Genomic DNA, 18,912 nt, shown 5'->3' on the forward strand with positions numbered 1-18,912 from the left:
GGAGGGTATCCATCACTCTCCCGTGTGTCCAGATGCCGACAACACCAAAGAAACGCGACAGCTAAAAGAATGCCAGCGGCCACGCCGCCAATAAGTTGATTTACATCCATCTCCCTAAAATGCGCCCACGCGCACCGAATTGCAAGCCGTCCTTTGGGGCGGCTTTTTTATTGGAGGCCACATGAAGCCCAAACCAATGTCCGAGGACGAAATCCAGAACGCCGTGCGCTACGCGGTGACGGATGCCGTGGACTTCATCGAAAGCGAAGTGGCCGACGACCGCATTCGGGCGCAGCGGTATTTTAACGGCGAGGTGGATCTGGAAAGCGAAGAAGGCCGGTCGCAGGTTGTCGCAACCAAGGTCCGCGACACCGTGCGCATGGTCAAGCCCGTGCTTATGCGGACATTCCTGCAAGCGGAAAATCCGGTCGAGTTCGTCCCGCGCGGGCAGGAGGACATTCAGGCGGCGGAACAGGCCACAAAGTACGTCTCCTGGAAGTTCAACGAAAGCGACGGGTATTCCGTTATCAGTGACGTGTTTCATGACGCGCTGATTAAAAAGGCGGGCGTGGCAAAAACGTGGTGGGACGAAACCGAAGACGTTGAATTTGACGATTACTCAAACCTCACGCCTGAGCAATTCGCGCTGGTGCAGCAAGATGACGATGTTGAAATTCTTGAACAAGAGGAAGTCGAAGACGTAACGCCGGACGGTATGCCGATCACGCTGGTGAATGCCAAGGTGGCAATGACCAAAAGGGGCGGGTGCCTAAAAATCAAGTCCATCCCGCCCGAGGATTTTTTCGTTGATGCCGGGGCAACCTGTGTAGCGGATGCATTCGTTTGCGGCGACCGTACCGAAATGCGCGTCGGTGATCTGGTGGAAATGGGCTTTGACTTTGAGGAAGTCTATTCGCTGGCCGGAACGGATGAAGGCACCATTGACGAGGAAGCCGACTTTGAGCGGCGCGGCTATACCGACGAATGGCGGGACGAGGAAATTAACGACCCGTCCATGCGCAAAATCATTGTCACCGAAGCGTACATGCGGATGGACGTTGAGGGCACCGGCGTGCCGCGCCTGTACCAGTTCATTCTGGCGGGTCCGAATTACAAGGTTCTCGACTACAGCCTAGCCGATGAAAAGCCGTATTCCGTCTTTGAGATAGACCCGGAACCGCACGCCTTCTTTGGCCGGTCACTGGCGGACATTGTGCTTAATGACCAGACGGCCAGCACGTCGCTGCTGCGTGGTCTGATCGACAACGTGCACATGTCGAATAATCCCCGGCTGGTTGTCCAGACTTCAAACGGAAACCTTGAGGACGCGCTGAATAATGAAATTGGCGCGGTGCTGCGGGCCAACAGCGACCCAAGTGCAGCTTACTTTCCCCTGACCATTCCATTCACGGCGCAGCAAACACTGCCCGCGCTGGAATACTATGACCGGGAGATTGAGACAAAAACGGGCGTTTCCCGTTCGACGCTGGGCATGGACGCGGACGCGCTGCAATCGACCACGGCAGCGGGTGTCAACGCGGCTGTGCAGGCCGCATCGGCAGCGGCGGAACTTATGGCCCGCAACCTCGCAGAAGGCGGGATGCGTCGGCTGTTCAAGCTTATGCTGATGATGACGCGCCAACACTCGGAACCCGGCGAGGTCATGCGGCTTAACGGGCAGTTTATCCCGGTTGATCCGAAAAGCTGGTCCGCGTCTATGGATCTAACGACCAACGTGGGGCTTGGCACGGGGCAGCATGACGAACGTGTTGCCACGCTGCGCGAAACCTTGGCGCATCAATTCAGCATTTGGCAGACCTACGGGCCGCAGAATGGCTTGGTCACAATGACCAACATTCGCAACACCTTGGAGGACATTCTTAAGCTGTCCGGCGTGCATAACGTGGACCGTCACTTTGTGCCGATGAACCCCGAACTTGAGCGGATGATTATCGAGCGTGCACGGCGGGAGACACAGCAGCAGACGCAGGGGTCCGACCCAAACGCAGCCTTTATGCAGGCCGAGGGGCTAAAGGTGCAGCAGCGCGAAAGCGAAAGCATCCGCAAGCATCAACTCGACTTGCGCAAGCTGTACATGGAGGACGACCGCAAGCGCGACGAGATGGAACAAAACGCCATTCTCGAAGCGGCAGAGAAGCTGGGCGAATACGGCATCAAGGTAGACGACCAGCGCATTCGCCAATTGCAGGCACAGCAGCGGCCTAACCCGCAGGGCTAATCCCAAATGGACATTGAACAAAAGGCAGAACGCGCCCGCGCGTTGCTGAGCGATGACCTGTTGTCATCGGCATTCACCGAAACAGAGCAGGCGGCAATCGACCGTCTGACCAGTTGCAAGCCTTCCGACACGGAAGGGCTGCAAGCGGCGGCAATGGAATTGCAGGCCGTCCGAACCGTCGTGGCGGCTCTCCGGTCGCACATCGACACCCATACAATCGAGCAGAAGAAAGGTCGGCACCGTGGATAACAACGCGACTGACACAGCAGCATCCCAAGAAGGGCCAATGAACGAAGACGCAGCGGTGGATTGGCTGCTTTCACCGGAATCCCCGGAACCCGAGACAGACACGGACGAGGCACCTCAAGAAGAGACCGAAGCCGAAGAAGTCGAGGCGAAAGGCGATGAGCCTGACGAGGCTGAGAATACGGACGAGGAAGAGGCGGAAGGCGAAGACGCCGAAGCTGACTCTGAGGAGGATGAGGACGACGACCAGGAAGACACCGACGACGATCCCGACGCTTGGACATTCACAACGGCAAGCGGTCAGCAGGTAACCCTTTCCGAAGGGGACTACCTTGATCTGCCCGACAATACGCCCATCCGCTACAAAGTGGATGGTGAATGGGTGACAGGCACACTCGGAGAACGTCGCCGCGAGGAAAGTGGTCAGGCTTACATCCAGCAGGGCATGGAGAAAGCAAAGCAGTTTGAAAAACAACTGATCGAGCAATCCCAAGCCATGCAACAGGAGCGCCAACTCTTGGCGCAGATGTATCAGCAGGCGCAACAGACCGGCTTCAAACCGGCACCTGAACCGCCCGCGCGTGAACTTCTGGACCAAGACCTGTATGCCTACATGGAGGCCGACGCACAGTATCGCGAAGACCTCCAAGCCTACCAGCAACAACAGCGGCAAATGCAATACCTGCAACAGCGGGAAGAAGAACACCTCTACCAGCAGGAACAAAAGCATCTTGCCTCCGAAATGGAGCGGCTAACGCAGCTAGTGCCCGAGTTTGGGGACGCCAAAAAGGCACCGGAACTCCGCGAAAAGCTGACGAAAAGCGCGGCTGAATACTACGAGTATACCCCCGAAGAAGTGAACCAAGTGAATGATGCCCGCGCTATCGCGGTGCTGAAAGACGCTATCGCTTACCGGGAACTGAAGGCTGGAAAACAGGCGGCAAAACAGCCGCGTGAAAAGGCGAAAGCCGTGACCAAGCCCTCGGGCAAACGTCGAGACGGTGGCAAGCGGGCGCAGGCGCAAAAGCAACTTCAAAAGGCACGTCAAACCCAGTCGGACGATGATTGGGTCAACGTTCTTTTGACTCCCTAAAACCATCTTTCACAGGAGGCAGTAATGGCTGCACCTACCAACACGTACAAGAGTACGGACCAAATTGGTATCCGCGAGGATCTTTCGGATATCATCTCCAACATCGACCCTTTCGAGACGCCTTGGTATTCCAGCGTCCGCAAGGTTAAGGCAACCAACACCTACCATTAACTAGACAGTGGTAGTAAAATCTGGCTATATGCTGGGAACCCCTTAGAATTTCATACCCCGCAGAGGAAAAGTTATGAAAATTGGGCAATCAGCAGGTAAGAGTTATGCTTATCTTCTAGGTGTTTTTCTTGGCGATGGCTGCGTTACAATGCAGCCGACAAAAAATTCAGGAAGCGTTTCTGTGTATCCTGTGTTTCGCTTGAACACTATTGATGAAGATTTTGCGCTATCTACTAAACGGGCGTTGTCAAAATTTACAGACCGTCCGATTTCAATCCACAAACACGAAGTGAGTAAAAGCAGCAAGCCAAACTACAGCTTGCGTTGCGGCGATCCTGAAATCTGTGAGAATCTGAAATCCGTCACCCATCAAAAGAAGGTCATTCCTGATTTTGTGCATGATTGGTCGAAAGGTGAAAAGCTGGCTTTTATCGCTGGCATCATGGATAGTGAAGGCTTTGTCGCTGCCAACAACTCAAACCCAACAAACCGTCGCTATTACATGGGCTATAAGTCATGCGACGTTTGGGTTCCTGAATTTATCAGAGTGCTTGAGAGCGTCGGGATAAAAATTGGGAAAGTGTCTCATGAGAAGCCGAGGAAAGCACACTACAAGTCGCCGACACGGTTTAGCATTAAGATGCAGTCATGGATTGACAGCGGAGCGCGATTTAATATCGCGCGTAAGCAAAACAGAGTAGATGAGTGGGCCGCAATTGGCCCATATGAGCGCAGGGCCACAAACCCGCGTAGGCTAACCTCAGAGGCTAATACGCCAGACGCTGCCTGTTAACAGGCGGTGATGATAGAGTCCGGTCTACCGCGAAATCGGTAGAGGGGAAGTTGTGAAACATGCCCCCGCCCGCAAGGGTCAGTAGGTCATCGGACCGAAAGTAACAGTACGGAATGGCAGACCGACACGCTGGACGATCCCAGCGAGGATAACGCGCACGTTGAAGGCGACGACACCGTTGCGCAGGCAATCAGCCCCACCACCCGTCTCGGGAACTACACGCAGATCATGAAGAAGAGCTGCACGGTTTCTGGCACGGATACGGGTCTAGACAAGGCCGGTCGTGCGCGTGAAATGGCGTATCAGATCCAAAAGCGCATGAAGGAACTGAAAACCGACATGGAGAAATCCATGTTTGCCAACAAGGCACGCAGTGCAGGCGGCGGCGCGTCGGCGCGTATTCTGGGCGGCATTGGCTCGTGGGTTACGACCAACACGGCGAATGTCGGCAGCGGCGGGGCTGACCCCACTGGCAACGGCACCGACGCACGCGATGACGGTACTGAAACCGCTTTCGAGCAAGCGGACTTCGATAGCGTCATGCAGTCGATCTGGACCGAAGGCGGCAAGCCCGAGGTTGTGTATCTGGCCGCGTCGCAGCTTCAGGTCGCAATCGACAACTTCACCGGCATGAACAACCAGCGTTCGTACCTTGAAGCGTCGAAGACCGGGCAGAACAGCATTGTCAACGCCGTTGACGTGTACGTGACGCCTTGGGGCCGGGTTGAGTTCGTGCCGTCGCGCCACGTCCGCAATCAGGACGTGTGGATTCTTCAGAAGGACAAGTGGCAGGTTGCCAACTTGCGCCCGGTGAAGAACGAGCCGCTGGCCAAAACCGGCGACTCCGAAAAGCGCCACATCGTTGCGGAGTGGACGCTTGTCTCTCTCAACGAGAAGGCAAACGGCCTCGTCGCTGATTGCTCGTAACAGGGCGAACAACTGAAAACAGGGGGCGGCTTCGGTCGCCCCTTTCTTTTTGAAAAGGAGGCTCAAATGCCTAGCCAATACAAAGTGAATGGCGTTGTTCGCACGATTACCGAGGCGACCGCAACGCTGACTGACTACGAGGCCGGTGGTCTTGTCGTCGTGAACCGGGCCGCAGGCTCGACCATTACCCTGCCGGACGCGACCGGAACGGGCTATGTCTACACCATCATCACGATTGTGGATCAGACCGGCGACTTGGTTATTCAAGCGCCCGATGCTGACAACGTGATGCAGGGTGTTGCCATGACCGACATGACCGGCGTGATCTGGCCCACGGCTGATGCAACAGACACCATTACGCTCAACGGCACCACCTCTGGCGGTCTTAAGGGCGCACGGGTGACGCTGATCGACGTGGCGGCGGATACCTGGCAGGTCGAGGTCGTTTCGGAGTCCAGCGGCACCGAAGTGACTCCGTTTAGCGCCGCCGTGTAGAGCGGGCTTGACTTGATTTAGTCCTGCGCAAGTGGTAGGCTTTTGTGGCAACACAGGAGGCTGCATTGCGCGGAATAGATCACACAGGAAGACGTTACGGGCGGCTAAAAGTTATATCTCAGGCCGCCCGTGATAAAAGAGGTCGCAACTGGAAATGCATTTGCGATTGCGGGAACGTAATTATTGTGCCGTCGCGACAGTTTGCGCCTAGCAACCTCACCCGTTCATGCGGATGCCTACAAAGAGAAAAGGCGTCTAAAATTGGCAAAAACACCGCTACGAATAGAAGCGGTGAAAGAACGGGGCGACTAACTATTGTGCGTAAAGTTGCACCCATAAACGGGCGAACTGCGTATGAGTGCAAATGCCAGTGCGGAAACATAATTGTTGCTCGCGGCTCTGACTTGCACAAAAACAGAACTCAATCATGCGGGTGCCTGCATTCCGAAAAGACCTCTGAAGCAAACAAAAGTCGCGCCACGCACGGCCATTCCAAGGTTATGCCAAACGGCAAGCGAAAAAAGTCGCCTACCTATACAACGTGGAAAAACATGCGCCAGCGTTGCCTGCTCCCATCTATGCCGAATTACCATCTTTACGGTGGGAGGGGTATCAATGTTTGCGAACGATGGCAGGGGCCGGATGGCTTCAAAAACTTCTTGAACGATATGGGCAAGCGGCCCAAAGGCCACACCATAGACAGGATAGATAGCGACGGCGATTACACGCCGGAAAATTGCCGGTGGGCCGACGCAAAAACGCAGGCGCAAAACAGACGCGAAACGCCAGAATACGTTGCCGCACGCAATGCTTCATTAGCGCGCGGGCGTGAAACAAGCCGCAAAAAGGCAGAAGCCAAGCGCGGTTAAATACAGCACTCAGTGCTAAACCAATCGGGCCATCCCTTCGGGGGTGGCCTTTTTTATTTCCAGGAGGCCGGAATGCCATACGCAGTTTGCCTGCACAGCAACATTTACGACGAAACGGAAACAAAGCGCCTTCGTGGGGACACCTTCGAAGCATCGCAGGATTGGATTGACTGGATCATTGCCAGGGATGCCGAGGCGGAACGTCCGGCCCGCATTTCCATGATTCAACTCCCGGAAGACGCGCCGAAGAAGCGCGGGCGTCCGAAAAAAGAGGCCAGCGATGAAGATAGCTGAACGCCTCCACTATGACGCGGATACCGACACGCTGACGGAAATCCAGACGCACGATCCGAACCCGGTTCTTGACAGCGTTGCTCAAATGAAAAGCAACGGGCTGACCGGCAATTCGGACAAGCGGCATGTTGGCCGTGTTCCGTTCTTTCTGCTGGAAATGTGGATCAACGAGGCCGGGGTGCGTTTTGACGATCAGGACGCCGTTGCGGACGTGCTGCACAAGAAACTCCTGAGTGGCGAATTCAATGCGCTTCGCCCGTGGGAAGGAACGTATTGATGAGCATCAAGCGCCTTCTAGACTTCATCGCAAAACCGGAAAGCGGCGGCGACTACAACATTGTCTATGGTGGTATTGCACGCAAAGACCGCCCGTCCAAACCGCTTACATCCATGACCATTGGCGAGGTACTGGACTGGCAGGACAGTATTGATCCGTTCTACCCGAGCGAGGCGGCGGGCAAGTACCAGATCATGGAGGACACCTTGCGGGGTCTGTATCGTGAGGCGGGCCTTACGCGGAATGACAAGTTTGATGAAAGCGGCCAAGACTATCTCGCCACGCAGCTTTTGCGCCGCCGTGGGCTGACCGACTACATGTCAGGCCGAATTACACCCCTGAAGTTTGCGCAAAACCTTTCCAAAGAATGGGCCAGCCTTCCCTGCACCATTAAAGACCGCAAGGGCCGTCCTGCACGCGGGCAAAGCTACTACGCAGGTGACGGGCTGAACAAGTCTCATGTGACCATTGAGGCGCTCATGCAGGCCGTTGAAGACGTTAAGGATGGTGGGCCTGCCCCAGCCGCACCCAAGCCCCCCACGGGCGGCTTCTGGGCGTCAATCATCAAGGCCATTTTCGGAGGCAAGAAATGAACAACTACGCACCATTCGTCCGCATTGGCCTACGGTATCTTGTCGGCGCGGGGCTAATGGGGTCTGCGGCTATTGGCGAACAACTCGCGGCGGACCCTGACCTTGTGTTTGCCATCTCGGCGGTTCTGGGCGCGGCGGTAGAGGCTTTCTATGCCCACGCCAAAATGAGGGGCGGCAAGACATGATCGGCGCACTGCTGGGCGACTTCCTACCCTACATCATAGCCGCCGCTGCCGCGCTGGCCGGTGTCGTGGGCGCATACTTCAAGGGCCGCGGCGACGGCAAGAATAAGACAAAGGTTGAATACCATGAGGACAAGCAACGCCGGGAATCCGCTGGCCGCGATAGGCTCCGCGAAGGTCGGAATAGCGGCCTTTCTCCTGATGACCGCCTGCGCCGGAATGACCAGCGTTGGTAGCGGCTGCTCAGCCTACGCTGAGGCGCGTCTAGCCATGCCTCGGGGTGTACCCCTGCCAGACGGCCCTTGGGGCCAGTGGGTGGCCGATACAGACGACAGAATGACGGGGGCATGTGAGCGGTGAGTAGAGTGGAAGATTTTATTGCAGAGTGGTGGCATTTCATCGCGTTTATCGGCGGGGCCATTATTTCGTTTTTTGTCGGCAGGGAACGCCAACGATACCGCGTTGATGAGATTGGCAAGGAAGTGAAAAACCAAGGGCTGCGCATCGAGAAGCTGGAAGAGCAGGGTATTTCCGAGCAGATCCAGCTTGCCGAAATCATCGTGACGCAAAAGAACATCGTCAGAACCTTAGACGAGATAAAAGCCTCTTTGCAGGGCAAGGCGGATAAGTGAGATGAAGCGCATTCCCCTAAAAGGTGGCGATGAGCAGGACTTCCTGACCGGCTGGCGGAAGGTGCTTTGTGCTGCAGACCGTCCCGGCGTCTGCAAAGCCATCAAGCGCAAGTACAACCGGCGATTTCGGCAGAAGGTGAAGGCCGAGGTTCAGCGAGAGTTGGAAGGGTAATGTGCGGGCGGGGCGTTACTCCCGCTAGGTGGCTTTGTAACGGAGTTCGTATCCACCGCCGATCAGGGGTGCGCTTCTACATTTCAGCGCCGCCGCACATCTCCACAGTATAACACCACCCCTTAAGCAAGGGAAGCCAAATGCTTGACGATATTTCCCGCCTGACACGCAACCTTATCACTCGGGATAATCGATCTTGGTGTGCTCACGCTTGGGAAAATCAGCACAAGTTATTCTGGCGTGTTTGGGTCCGCGTATGGGGCCGCGAACACTGCGAACGTAGCTGGCAACGGTACAGCTAACCCTCAGTCGCGCGGGTAAAGAGCGGCCAACCCCGAAAGAGCAGTATCATGAAACTTGCAACCTTTCTTGCGGCATTCCTTGTCGCGTCTCCGCTATGGGCATTTGAAAAGCACGAATTGGATCTTGGCCCGCCTGACTACAACAGGGAAACCGGCCTGACGGGCTACAAGGTCGAAAACGGCCCGTGCTTCACCAGCCAGCTAGAACACAAGACATACGCCGAAAGCAAGGGCCTGCAATTGGTCAAGATATTTCCCGCAATGCCGGGTGTTACCATTCTGATTTTCACAAACGCGGATGACACTTACCGCGAGGTTTATGCCATTCATCAAGGCAAGGGGTGTCTTGTCGCCGTGGGGTATGTCGAGGGCGAGGCCCTCTGAATGCCGACACCAGCACTCACGCGACAGGCGTGCATCGAAGCAGTTCACGAAGTGCGCCGCTTTATGGATCTCGGGTATCCACTAACCCCGGAGATCGGAACGAACGAAGTCGGGGCCATACGGGCCGCAGCAGAGTCCAAGCACGAAAACCACTCCACGCTAAGGCATCGCGTCAAGCAGGCGGAAGTCCGGTTCGGCATTACCCCGGAAAACGTCCTTACGACTTCGGGCGAGTGGGATAATGAAGATGGGGAGCGCGAGGACCCGCTTGAAATCCTGCGCCGCGCCAAGATAGCAACTTCGGCCTACATCGGTGCACGCAAGAAGCCGCAGGTGTTCCTGATGAAGCCAGAGCCGTTCTGCGTGGCTTTCATTGGAGACCCGCACCTATCGAACAAGGGTTGTGACTTAACGGCGCTGCATGACGACATTAACCTGCTGGTAGCCACCGGCACTCGCGCGGTGCAGGTAGGCGATATTCTCGACAACTTCCGGTACATCGGGAAGCTGGCCGGAAACGAGGCTGACAACTTCCTGACCACGAAACAAGCCCGATCCCTCGCCAAGTGGTTCATCGCGGAATCCGGCGTGCGGTGGGATGCTCACGTTCTCGGCAATCATGACGCATGGCAGGGACCGGAGGGCGTGGCGCTGCTGGAATCGTGGGTGCGTCAGGCCAAATCTCGCCTTTACGACTGGAACGCCCGCCTGATCTACAAGTGGGGCGAAGGGCCGAATGATCAGCACGTTGTCGCGGCGTCTCACGACTTCAAAGGCAACAGCATCTATAACCCCAACCACGGGCCGATGCGCATGGCCCTGGAGGACGGCACGGCAGATACCTACGTTGCCGGTCACAGGCACAACCACGGTGAAACCAAGTTCCCCAACGGCTGGCGCGACAAGACGTACCAGACAGTCCGTGTTCGGGGCTACAAGGCGCGTGACGGCTATTCCGAGGGCAGGCCGCAGTTCGCGCCCTTCAACGGCATGGAAGGCCGCTCTGCGCTTCTGGTGGTCAATCCCCTGTCAGAAACGCATGACGGGCGTCAGCGGGTGTTCATGGACCTCGCAGATGGGATTGAGTTTACGCAGATGTTGAAGCGGAGATACGCATAATGGAAGTCAGAACTGCAATCGTAGAGCATGAAACAGAATGGCCTTGGACCCTGACTGACGGCGTGGTGAAAATTTATCGTGGGCGTGAACTTCTATGTTCCTTTAGGCCCACACAGCAACAATTATGTTACATGGTAAAACGCTGCGCCGAAGAACTGGCGCAGAAGGCCGTATCATGAACGCCGACGAAAAGGGCCTGCTCACCTGCCTTGCCGTTGTGGCGCTTGCCTAACGAAATTCAGATTCGTTAGGCAAGCGTTTCTGGTTGCTTTCGGGGAATGCAAGCGGTTTGGCTTACTAGCCAAGGAATTTGGCTATCAGCGCTATTACGCCAGCACCCACGCCAGCACAGCCAGCCCCACTACAACCGCCGCGAACATAATCGGCTTGGAATAGTCCTTCGGTGGCTCAATATACGGCGGGTCGTCAATCCACGGCTCGTCCTTGGGTGGGTTTGGCACAGCGTCGGGCGTGTTCCAGAGTTCAGGCTTGCGGATAAAGCTGAGGTCCAGAAAGTCCCGCGTATGCATCTTGTGGTCCGAGACTATCACTGAGGGCGAATTGAACGCCGTGACAAAGCCGTCGATGTAATGAGCGGCCTCTTGTGCATTGGTCGGTGGATTGCCCGCGCCGGTCATGCGCAAGGCCAGTGCGCCCGCGACCAGCGGAGATGCCATGCTTGTGCCGTTAATGGTGGCGTGCTGGCTGTTGAGATAGGTGCTTGTGACCTCGTGGCCGGGGGCGTTGATACGCGCGTTTCCACCATAGTTGGAAAACGTGGCGAGGCCGTATTTCCCAAGATCATCAATGAAAGCCGCGCTGACACATAGCACGCCGGGCACCTCTGCCGGAAATGTGTCAATGCCAGCTTCCCAGTTCGGCAATTCGCCGTGGTGGTCTAGGCTTTCGCCCCTGTTGCCCGCAGCGGCCACAATCATCATCCCGGCGTCTTGCATCTTGCGCAGCACAGCCAGTGCAGGCATGGAGCCGATCTGGCCGCGTGCACTCAGGGACATATTGACGACTGACGGGTAAGCCTGCTGCACATGATGCTCCAGGCACGCAAGCATTCCGTCCACCATTGTCGTCATGGACCCAGATCCGTTTTCATCAAGAACCTGCGATGAATAGAGGCGGATATACTCGTTTGGCATGGTGACGCCGTGCTGCTTGGACGTTACCAGCCCTGCGACGTGCGTGCCGTGACCGTTGCGGTCGGTGTTTCCGCCCGTCGCGTGCATTTCCCCCAGATAGCCGATATCTCCGGGCAGATCAGGGTGGGAAGCAATGCCTGTATCAATCACGTAAACATTGACCGGGCTTTGCGGGATGCCTTCGGAAATCGGCCCTGCATTGATAGCGTCGAGGTGCCAGTTTCCCGCAGCCGTCGCATTGACCAAAGGCGTTTCAATTGGCGTTTCGATAGGGTCAAACTCCGAAATGAAGTTTACCTTCTGATCGCGGGTGATGGATTTAAGGCCCGGATGGGTGAACTGGTAAATCCAAAACTCGTCAGGCCGATCCCCGCCGTCAAAGATGATTATCTCGGGCATTGCCGGGGATTGGCGCAGGACCGTCCCGCCCGCGCTTTCTATTTTCTCGCGCAGCGATGCGGCGAATTCGTCAGATGTAGCTGTTGCGATGTATTTCATTGGTAGTCCTTTCCGGGCGAACCCATTTTCACCATCCGTTCGCGGCATGGGGCATTTCTCACGTAAGTCATTGATTCCATATGGGGCATATTTTGCCCCACACGGCTTGCAAGTGCTTGAAATTTATGGATAATGGTAGGCCCGGAGGGACTCGAACCCCCAACCAAAGCGTTATGAGCGCTCTGCTCTAACCAATTGAGCTACAGGCCCGACCTCTGCTCGGGATAGGCGGCGGCAGGGCGGGCGTCAAGGGCTCTGAGAGGGTTCGGGGCTTTCCCGATTGCACGGGCGGGCGCGATGGATTAACCGAAGCCCCAAGCCAGAGCGGAGAGCGCACATGACCGACGCCAAGAACGGGATCACCTATGCCGATGCCGGCGTTGATATCGACGCGGGCAATGCGCTCGTCGACCGGATCAAGCCCGCCGCCAAGCGCACCAACCGCGCGGGCGTCATGGCGGGTCTGGGCGGCTTCGGCGCGCTTTTCGATCTCAAGGGCGCGGGCTATACCGACCCCATCCTGGTGGCCGCCACCGACGGCGTGGGCACCAAGCTGCGCATCGCCATCGACACCGGCAACGTGGATGGCGTGGGCATCGACCTTGTCGCCATGTGCGTCAACGATCTTGTCTGCCAGGGGGCCGAACCGCTTTTCTTCCTCGACTACTTCGCAACCGGCAAGCTCGACACCGACACGGCCGCCCGCATCATCGAAGGCATCGCCGAAGGCTGCGTGGGCTCCGGCACCGCGCTGATCGGCGGTGAGACTGCGGAAATGCCGGGCATGTATCCGGAAGGCGATTTCGACCTCGCCGGCTTTGCCGTCGGCGCCATGGAGCGTGGCAGCGACCTGCCGGCGGGCGTGACCTCGGGCGATGTCCTACTGGGCCTTGCCTCCAACGGCGTGCATTCCAACGGCTATTCCCTCGTGCGCAAGCTGGTCGAGATGTCGGGCCTCGGCTGGGATGCCGACTGCCCCTGGTCTGATGGCACCCTCGGCGCGGCCCTGCTGACCCCCACGCGCCTCTACGTGACCCAAGCGCTGGAAGCGATCCGTGCTGGCGGCGTCCATGCGCTCGCCCATATCACCGGCGGTGGCCTGACCGAGAATATCCCGCGCGTTCTGCCCGAGGACCTTGGCGTCGACATCGACCTCGACAGTTTCGACCTGCCGCCCGTCTTTCGCTGGCTGATGGAACAGGGCGGTATGGCCGAGACCGAGATGCTCAAGACCTTCAACTGCGGCGTGGGCATGGTGCTGGCGGTCGATGCGGCCCGCGCCGACGCGCTTGCGGACCTTCTGGTTGGCACCGGCGAGACCGTGGTCCGCCTGGGCCATGTCACCGAGGGTGAGGGCGTGCGCTACACTGGCAATCTCGCGTGACCAAACGCGTCGCAATCCTGTTTTCCGGCAGCGGCTCGAACATGGTGGCGCTGATCGACAGCATGACCGGCGACCACCCGGCACGCCCCGTGGTGGCGCTTTGCAACACGCCCGATGCCCCCGGTTTTGCCAAGGCCGAGGCGCGCGGCGTGCCGACCGAGCTTGTCGATCACCGGGATTTCAAGGGCGACCGCCCGGCCTTCGAGGCCGTGATGACCCGGACCCTGGATCGCTACGCCCCCGACATAATCTGTTTTGCGGGCTTCATGCGCATCCTCACCGACGATTTCATCTCGCGCTGGCAGGGCCGGATGATCAACATCCACCCCTCGCTTCTGCCTAAGTATCGCGGCCTCGACACCCACGCCCGCGCCATCGAGGCGGGCGAGGCCGAGGCCGGCTGTACCGTCCATGAGGTCACGCTGGAACTCGATGACGGCCCGATCCTCGGTCAGGCCCGCGTGCCCGTGCGTCCCGGTGATACAGCAGAGGTGCTGGCCGCCCGCGTGCTGGAACAGGAACACCGGCTTTACCCGGCCGTCCTGCGCCGTTTCGCCGCCGGCGACCACATGCCGGTGCACCTGCCCTGACAGGACAGGGCAAGCGGGCCCTTTCATGGTCTTAACGCGGCGCCGAAGCCGCAACGTTGCCGTGCCAGTCTGCCGACACACGGTCGGGTGGGGCGGTGAGTGCGACGGCGCCTAACGCCAGCAGCAGGATAGCACTCAGCGTCATTGCCACTGTGCGCAGGTCGAGCCGCGGGGCAGGGCGGGCGGGGATATGGTCGAGGGTCGTCATGGCATGTCTCCATTATTGGAACTACATGTCACATAGACCCGGGCAATGTATTTTGAAAACGAATGAATGTTGCGCGCACCATCACGAACGCTGATGCGTTTGTGAGCCTCTCATCCGATCGCCGGCCTCTACGCATCACTTGCGCTTTGCTTTCCGCCGCGCCTCGGTATAGGCGATTGGATTACCACGTTTGATCCGCGGGAGCAGGAATGCACACCATCACCACCACCGAAGACCTCGCCGCCTTTTGCACCCGTGCGGCCGAGTCCGAGTATGTCACCGTCGATACCGAGTTCCTGCGCGAGCGGACCTATTACTCCAAGCTCTGCCTGATCCAACTGGCCCTGCCGTCCCGCGGCGAGGACGATGCCGTGCTGGTCGATCCCATCGAGGGGCAGGACATGTCGCTCGAACCGCTCTACGACCTCTTTCGCGACCCTTCGGTGGTCAAGGTCTTTCACGCCGCCCGGCAAGACCTGGAAATTTTCTATGTCGATGCGGGGCTCATTCCCGACCCGCTCTTCGATACCCAAGTGGCGGCGATGGTCTGCGGGTTCGGCGAGCAGGTGGGATACGAGACGCTGGTGCGCAAGATCGCAAAACAATCGCTCGACAAGACCTCGCGCTTCACCGACTGGTCGCGCCGCCCGCTGACCGACGCTCAGAAGACCTATGCCATTGCCGACGTGACGCACCTGCGTGACATCTACGAGTTTCTTGCCGGAAAGCTGGCAAAGTCGGGCCGCGACAAGTGGGTCGCGGAGGAAATGCAGGTCCTGACTGACCCCGAAACCTATATCACCCGGCCCGAAGAGGCATGGCAGCGCGTCAAGACTCGCAACGCGTCGGGCCGGTTCCTGGCCATCGTGCGGGAACTGGCGCGCTTTCGCGAAGACTATGCCCAGACGCGCAACATCCCCCGCAACCGGGTCTTCAAGGATGACGCGCTTGTCGAGCTGGCCTCGACCAAGCCCAAATCGGCGAACGACCTGTCACGCTCGCGGCTCTTGCTGCGCGAGGCCCGACGGGGTGACGTCGCCGACGGTATCATCGCCGCGGTCAAGGCGGGGCTCGATTGCGGCAACGACGACCTGCCCAAACCTGACCGCAGCCGCGAGCGGCTTCAGATCAACCCGGCGCTGGCCGACCTTTTGCGCGTTCTTCTCAAGGCGAAATCCGAGGAATACTCGGTCGCCTCCAAGCTCATAGCCTCGGCGGCCGACCTGGACGCCATCTCGGCAGGCGAACGCGATGTGCCGGCCCTTGGAGGCTGGCGGCGGGATGTCTTCGGTGACGATGCGATGCGGCTCTGCGACGGCAAGGTGGCGCTGGCCGCGCGTCGCGGGTCGATCGTGGCGATAGACCTCTAATCCGTCAGCGGCGTGAGCTGAGAGCGTTCAGCTCGCCGCGCACGCGGATCTCGTTGATCTCTTCGAGGTCGTTGTTGCTCAGGAACGCACCCACGCGCACCTCGCGGGTGCTTTGCGCGCCCACCGGCGTCTCGATCGGCTGATAGGCGTTCAGCGTGTATTCCATGACGCCGTTGATCGGTCCGTCCTCGTTGATCGGCAGCAGGCGCACGTCGAACGCGCCCTCGCGCTGCGGCAGGCCGGTCACGCGCACGATGGCGCCCGTGGGCAGCGGCTCAACCACCAGGCTGGTCACCTGGTCCACCAGGCTGCCGTCGTAGATCTCGACCTTGGCGCGGCGGCGGAAGATGCCCGCCTTCTGCGCCGAAGAGGCATTGCGGCGCACGATCAGCTCGGCGTTCTGATCGTCGATCAGCGGGTTGCCGGTCTGCCGGTCGCTGGGCGAACGGCGCTCGCCGGTATTGGTGGTGTTCACGATCGGGGTGGACCTGCTGTTGCCGAACCAGTTGCGCGGGTTGGCGCCGGAATCGCGCCAGCCGCTGCACGCTGTCAGCGTCATGCTTGAGATCAACATCACCGAAAGCAGAACCCGCATTTCGACCGCCCCTTCCTCGTTTCTCTTCGACTACCCCATCCGCGCTGGCTTGAAAAGGGACTTGGCGCACTGGACCTCGAGGTGTTGCACACCTAACTGTGGGGCAAGAAACAGACAGGAGACGCGTTGCATGGCGCAGCAGGCATTCGAAGAGATCGTCGAGGATTTCGAGTTTCTGGAGGACTGGGAAGACCGCTACCGCTACGTGATCGACCGCGGCAAGGCGATGGACGGGCTCGACGACGCGCTCAAGGTACCCGCGACGAAGGTCGATGGCTGTGCGAGCCAGGTCTGGTTGCACCCGCAGACCGAGGCCGGCACGTTCCGCTTCGATGGCGATTCGGACGCCTTGATCGTGCGCGGCCTGATCGCGGTGCTGCGTGCGCTCTACAATGATCTGCCGGTGGGGCAGGTGGGGCAGGTGGATGCCCCCGGCGAACTGGCCCGGCTGGGATTGAACGACCATTTGTCGGCGCAACGCTCCAACGGTCTTCGCGCGATGATCGAACGCATTCGCGTGGTCGCGTCGGAGGCCGCGTAACCCAGTGGAGTGGCTGCGCCACGCTCGATTTTTTTCATGAAGAGAGGCGCTGCCCCTCCGGTCGAAACTTTGGTTTCGACCTCCTCCCCGGGATATTTTTGGCCAGAGGAAAAGGCCGCTCAGGCGCGGGCGGCAAGCGCGGTTTCGAGGTCGCCATAGCCGGTGAAACGGTATTCGAAGTCGAGCCCGAGCCGGTCGGCGCAGTCCTGGGCCTTGGCCTTGAGGGCGGGGTCCTCGACCTGGGCCTGGTAGACCAGCGTGGTGTAGTTGCCGAAGATCATGCCGCGCAGTTCGGGATGCCGGTCGAGGCCCATCGGCTTCCAGACGAAGGCGTCGAACTGCTTGACCAGGAAATCGGTCAGGTAGAAGGCGGTGATCTCGTCCCGGGCCGCGAAGGTCTCGTTGCCCTCGAAGAAGGAATAGCAATGCGGTCCTTCGACCATTTCGACGCCCAGCTCGCGGCATTTCGCCTGTAAGAGCCCGCCGGTGCCGCAATCGGCGTAGACCACGAATATCTGGTCATAGGCATCGCGGTTCTCGGCCACCGTTCGTTCGACCGCTGTCACGATCTTGTCGGGAAAAAGGTGGTACTTTGCCGGCAGGCATTGCAGGACCATGTGATCCCATCCATTGGCTTGTTTCAACGCCAGGATCTCGCGCGCCAGCGCGCCACAGGCGATCAGCAGGATGTTGCCTTTCGTGCGCTCGGAAAAGCCGTCCTCGGTCAGGGTTGTGTCGCTCGGCAGCATCTCAGCGCCCGCCGCCGCGCAGGCCGATCGCGCGCACCAAAAGATAGACCACCAGCACCAGCGGCACCGCGATCATCCAGTTCTCCGACAGTGTCTCGGGGCCCCAGGCGGACGTCGCCACAAAGATCGTGGCGCCAGCCGCGGCGATCACCGCGATCAGCAGCAGGACCAGCTTGTTGAGCGGCATGGGCGTGTTCCTTTCCGCAATGACATAAGCGCAGTGCGTTGACGAAAAAAGCCCCGCCGGGTCGGGCAGGGCTTTCTCGGTCACCATTGGCAAAGGCTCAGCCCGTCGCACCCTGGTTGTGCTTGCGACCCACCAGGTCCTTTGCGGTTTCCACCGCCACGGCGGCGTCGCGGCAATAGGCATCGGCGCCGATGGCCTTGCCGAATTCCTCGTTCAGCGGCGCACCGCCCACAAGCACGATATAGTCGTCGCGCAGGCCCTGTTCGACCATCGTGTCGATCACGACCTTCATGTAGGGCATCGTGGTGGTCAGCAGCGCCGACATGCCCAGGATGTCCGGCTTTTCGGTTTCCAGCGCCTCGAGGTAGTTCTCGACCGGGTTGTTGATGCCGATATCGACCACCTCGAATCCCGCACCTTCCATCATCATCGACACCAGGTTCTTTCCGATGTCGTGGATGTCGCCCTTGACCGTGCCGATGACCATCTTGCCCACGCGCGGCGCGCCGGTTTCCGCCAGCAGCGGTTTGAGGATGGCCATGCCGCCCTTCATCGCGTTGGCGGCCAGCAGCACCTCGGGGACGAACAGGATACCGTCGCGGAAATCCTTGCCGACGATGGTCATGCCGCCCACCAGCGCCTCGGTCAGCACCTGGTAGGGTTGCCAGCCGCGCTCCAGCAGGATGTTCACGCCTTCCTCGATCTCTTCTTTCAGACCATCATAGAGGTCGTCGAACATCTGCTGGACAAGCTCCTCGTCGTCCAGTTCGCTGAGGATGATGTCGTCTTCTTCGTCGGACATGTGCTTGATCCCTTGGTGTGGCGCGTGGCCCGTTGTCTAGCCTCCG

The 18,912-nt window shown here is 58.9% G+C and carries 26 protein-coding genes, 1 tRNA gene and 1 pseudogene; 21 read left to right on the plus strand and 7 right to left on the minus strand.

Going from position 1 to position 18,912, the window contains the following annotated elements; translation table 11 throughout:
* Positions 1–181: 181 nt before the first annotated feature.
* The 17 genes and pseudogenes from PVV74_RS17370 to PVV74_RS17450 all read left to right on the plus strand — a co-directional run bounded on the left by PVV74_RS17370 (position 182) and on the right by PVV74_RS17450 (position 10,788).
* Positions 182–2,239 carry a portal protein gene (locus PVV74_RS17370; protein ID WP_274594103.1) on the plus strand — a complete coding sequence of 686 codons (2,058 nt, stop codon included), beginning with the start codon at positions 182–184 and terminating at the stop codon, positions 2,237–2,239.
* A gap of 6 nt (positions 2,240–2,245) precedes the next feature.
* Positions 2,246–2,488 carry a hypothetical protein gene (locus PVV74_RS17375; protein WP_274594104.1) on the plus strand — a complete coding sequence of 81 codons (243 nt, stop codon included), beginning with the start codon at positions 2,246–2,248 and terminating at the stop codon, positions 2,486–2,488.
* A 37-nt stretch (positions 2,489–2,525) separates the two neighbouring features.
* Entirely contained in the window at positions 2,526–3,578 is a 1,053-nt protein-coding gene (locus PVV74_RS17380) for a hypothetical protein (RefSeq protein ID WP_274594105.1), read from the plus strand.
* Between the two features lie 24 nt (positions 3,579–3,602).
* On the plus strand, positions 3,603–3,749 hold the full coding sequence (locus PVV74_RS17385; protein WP_274594106.1) for an SU10 major capsid protein: 147 nt from the start codon (positions 3,603–3,605) through the stop codon (positions 3,747–3,749).
* 73 nt (positions 3,750–3,822) lie between these two features.
* Positions 3,823–4,542 carry a hypothetical protein gene (locus tag PVV74_RS17390; RefSeq protein ID WP_274594107.1) on the plus strand — a complete coding sequence of 240 codons (720 nt, stop codon included), beginning with the start codon at positions 3,823–3,825 and terminating at the stop codon, positions 4,540–4,542.
* A gap of 99 nt (positions 4,543–4,641) precedes the next feature.
* A pseudogene (locus PVV74_RS17395) lies at positions 4,642–5,469 on the plus strand (SU10 major capsid protein); the annotation flags it as partial.
* A gap of 66 nt (positions 5,470–5,535) precedes the next feature.
* Positions 5,536–5,964: a hypothetical protein gene (locus tag PVV74_RS17400; protein ID WP_274594108.1), complete on the plus strand. Its 429-nt coding sequence runs from the start codon at positions 5,536–5,538 to the stop codon at positions 5,962–5,964.
* Positions 5,965–6,464: 500 nt separating this feature from the next.
* Positions 6,465–6,833, plus strand: a complete 369-nt coding sequence (locus tag PVV74_RS17405; protein ID WP_274594109.1) for a hypothetical protein — start codon at positions 6,465–6,467, stop codon at positions 6,831–6,833.
* 72 nt (positions 6,834–6,905) lie between these two features.
* Positions 6,906–7,127: a hypothetical protein gene (locus PVV74_RS17410; RefSeq protein ID WP_274594110.1), complete on the plus strand. Its 222-nt coding sequence runs from the start codon at positions 6,906–6,908 to the stop codon at positions 7,125–7,127.
* Entirely contained in the window at positions 7,114–7,404 is a 291-nt protein-coding gene (locus PVV74_RS17415; RefSeq protein WP_274594111.1) for a hypothetical protein, read from the plus strand. Before PVV74_RS17410 ends, PVV74_RS17415 begins: the two co-directional genes overlap by 14 nt.
* A complete protein-coding gene (locus tag PVV74_RS17420; RefSeq protein WP_274594112.1) occupies positions 7,404–7,997 on the plus strand; it encodes a hypothetical protein in 594 nt (197 codons plus the stop codon). Before PVV74_RS17415 ends, PVV74_RS17420 begins: the two co-directional genes overlap by 1 nt.
* On the plus strand, positions 7,994–8,182 hold the full coding sequence (locus PVV74_RS17425) for a hypothetical protein (RefSeq protein WP_274594113.1): 189 nt from the start codon (positions 7,994–7,996) through the stop codon (positions 8,180–8,182). The genes PVV74_RS17420 and PVV74_RS17425 overlap by 4 nt, the downstream gene beginning before the upstream one ends.
* Entirely contained in the window at positions 8,179–8,415 is a 237-nt protein-coding gene (locus PVV74_RS17430; RefSeq protein WP_274594114.1) for a hypothetical protein, read from the plus strand. Before PVV74_RS17425 ends, PVV74_RS17430 begins: the two co-directional genes overlap by 4 nt.
* A gap of 129 nt (positions 8,416–8,544) precedes the next feature.
* Entirely contained in the window at positions 8,545–8,811 is a 267-nt protein-coding gene (locus PVV74_RS17435; RefSeq protein WP_274594115.1) for a hypothetical protein, read from the plus strand.
* A gap of 1 nt (position 8,812) precedes the next feature.
* A complete protein-coding gene (locus PVV74_RS17440) occupies positions 8,813–8,983 on the plus strand; it encodes a hypothetical protein (RefSeq protein WP_274594116.1) in 171 nt (56 codons plus the stop codon).
* Positions 8,984–9,333: 350 nt separating this feature from the next.
* Positions 9,334–9,669, plus strand: a complete 336-nt coding sequence (locus PVV74_RS17445) for a hypothetical protein (protein ID WP_274594117.1) — start codon at positions 9,334–9,336, stop codon at positions 9,667–9,669.
* Positions 9,670–10,788, plus strand: a complete 1,119-nt coding sequence (locus PVV74_RS17450) for a hypothetical protein (RefSeq protein WP_274594118.1) — start codon at positions 9,670–9,672, stop codon at positions 10,786–10,788.
* Between the two features lie 326 nt (positions 10,789–11,114).
* Here PVV74_RS17450 and PVV74_RS17455 read toward each other — a convergent pair whose 3' ends face one another.
* Positions 11,115–12,440 carry a S8 family serine peptidase gene (locus tag PVV74_RS17455; protein WP_274594119.1) on the minus strand — a complete coding sequence of 442 codons (1,326 nt, stop codon included), beginning with the start codon at positions 12,438–12,440 and terminating at the stop codon, positions 11,115–11,117.
* A 133-nt stretch (positions 12,441–12,573) separates the two neighbouring features.
* Positions 12,574–12,650: transfer RNA gene (locus PVV74_RS17460), tRNA-Ile, on the minus strand.
* Positions 12,651–12,777: 127 nt separating this feature from the next.
* Here PVV74_RS17460 and purM point away from each other — a divergent pair.
* Positions 12,778–13,824: a phosphoribosylformylglycinamidine cyclo-ligase gene (gene purM, locus PVV74_RS17465; protein WP_274594120.1), complete on the plus strand. Its 1,047-nt coding sequence runs from the start codon at positions 12,778–12,780 to the stop codon at positions 13,822–13,824.
* A complete protein-coding gene (gene purN / locus PVV74_RS17470; protein WP_274594121.1) occupies positions 13,821–14,414 on the plus strand; it encodes a phosphoribosylglycinamide formyltransferase in 594 nt (197 codons plus the stop codon). Before purM ends, purN begins: the two co-directional genes overlap by 4 nt.
* Positions 14,415–14,445: 31 nt before the next feature.
* On the opposite strand, the gene PVV74_RS17475 is transcribed toward purN, so the two are convergent.
* A complete protein-coding gene (locus PVV74_RS17475; protein WP_274594122.1) occupies positions 14,446–14,622 on the minus strand; it encodes a hypothetical protein in 177 nt (58 codons plus the stop codon).
* Positions 14,623–14,831: 209 nt separating this feature from the next.
* On the opposite strand from PVV74_RS17475, the gene rnd reads away from it, so the two are divergent.
* Positions 14,832–15,992, plus strand: a complete 1,161-nt coding sequence (gene rnd, locus PVV74_RS17480) for a ribonuclease D (protein WP_274594123.1) — start codon at positions 14,832–14,834, stop codon at positions 15,990–15,992.
* A gap of 4 nt (positions 15,993–15,996) precedes the next feature.
* Here the strand turns inward: rnd and PVV74_RS17485 are convergent, their stop codons facing one another.
* Positions 15,997–16,551 carry a hypothetical protein gene (locus tag PVV74_RS17485; protein ID WP_274594124.1) on the minus strand — a complete coding sequence of 185 codons (555 nt, stop codon included), beginning with the start codon at positions 16,549–16,551 and terminating at the stop codon, positions 15,997–15,999.
* Positions 16,552–16,717: 166 nt separating this feature from the next.
* On the opposite strand from PVV74_RS17485, the gene PVV74_RS17490 reads away from it, so the two are divergent.
* Positions 16,718–17,128, plus strand: coding sequence for a SufE family protein (locus PVV74_RS17490; RefSeq protein ID WP_103761065.1), 411 nt, complete (start codon positions 16,718–16,720; stop codon positions 17,126–17,128).
* 119 nt (positions 17,129–17,247) lie between these two features.
* Here PVV74_RS17490 and PVV74_RS17495 read toward each other — a convergent pair whose 3' ends face one another.
* The 3 genes from PVV74_RS17495 to PVV74_RS17505 form a co-directional block, all read right to left on the minus strand.
* Positions 17,248–17,877 carry a DUF1638 domain-containing protein gene (locus PVV74_RS17495; protein ID WP_274594125.1) on the minus strand — a complete coding sequence of 210 codons (630 nt, stop codon included), beginning with the start codon at positions 17,875–17,877 and terminating at the stop codon, positions 17,248–17,250.
* Between the two features lies 1 nt (position 17,878).
* A complete protein-coding gene (locus PVV74_RS17500) occupies positions 17,879–18,064 on the minus strand; it encodes a hypothetical protein (protein ID WP_146049929.1) in 186 nt (61 codons plus the stop codon).
* A 97-nt stretch (positions 18,065–18,161) separates the two neighbouring features.
* A complete protein-coding gene (locus PVV74_RS17505; RefSeq protein WP_103761068.1) occupies positions 18,162–18,866 on the minus strand; it encodes a corrinoid protein in 705 nt (234 codons plus the stop codon).
* Positions 18,867–18,912: the final 46 nt, after the last annotated feature.

The sequence above is a fragment of the Roseovarius sp. SK2 genome (assembly GCF_028807495.1).
Taxonomy (GTDB): Bacteria; Pseudomonadota; Alphaproteobacteria; order Rhodobacterales; family Rhodobacteraceae; genus Roseovarius; species Roseovarius confluentis.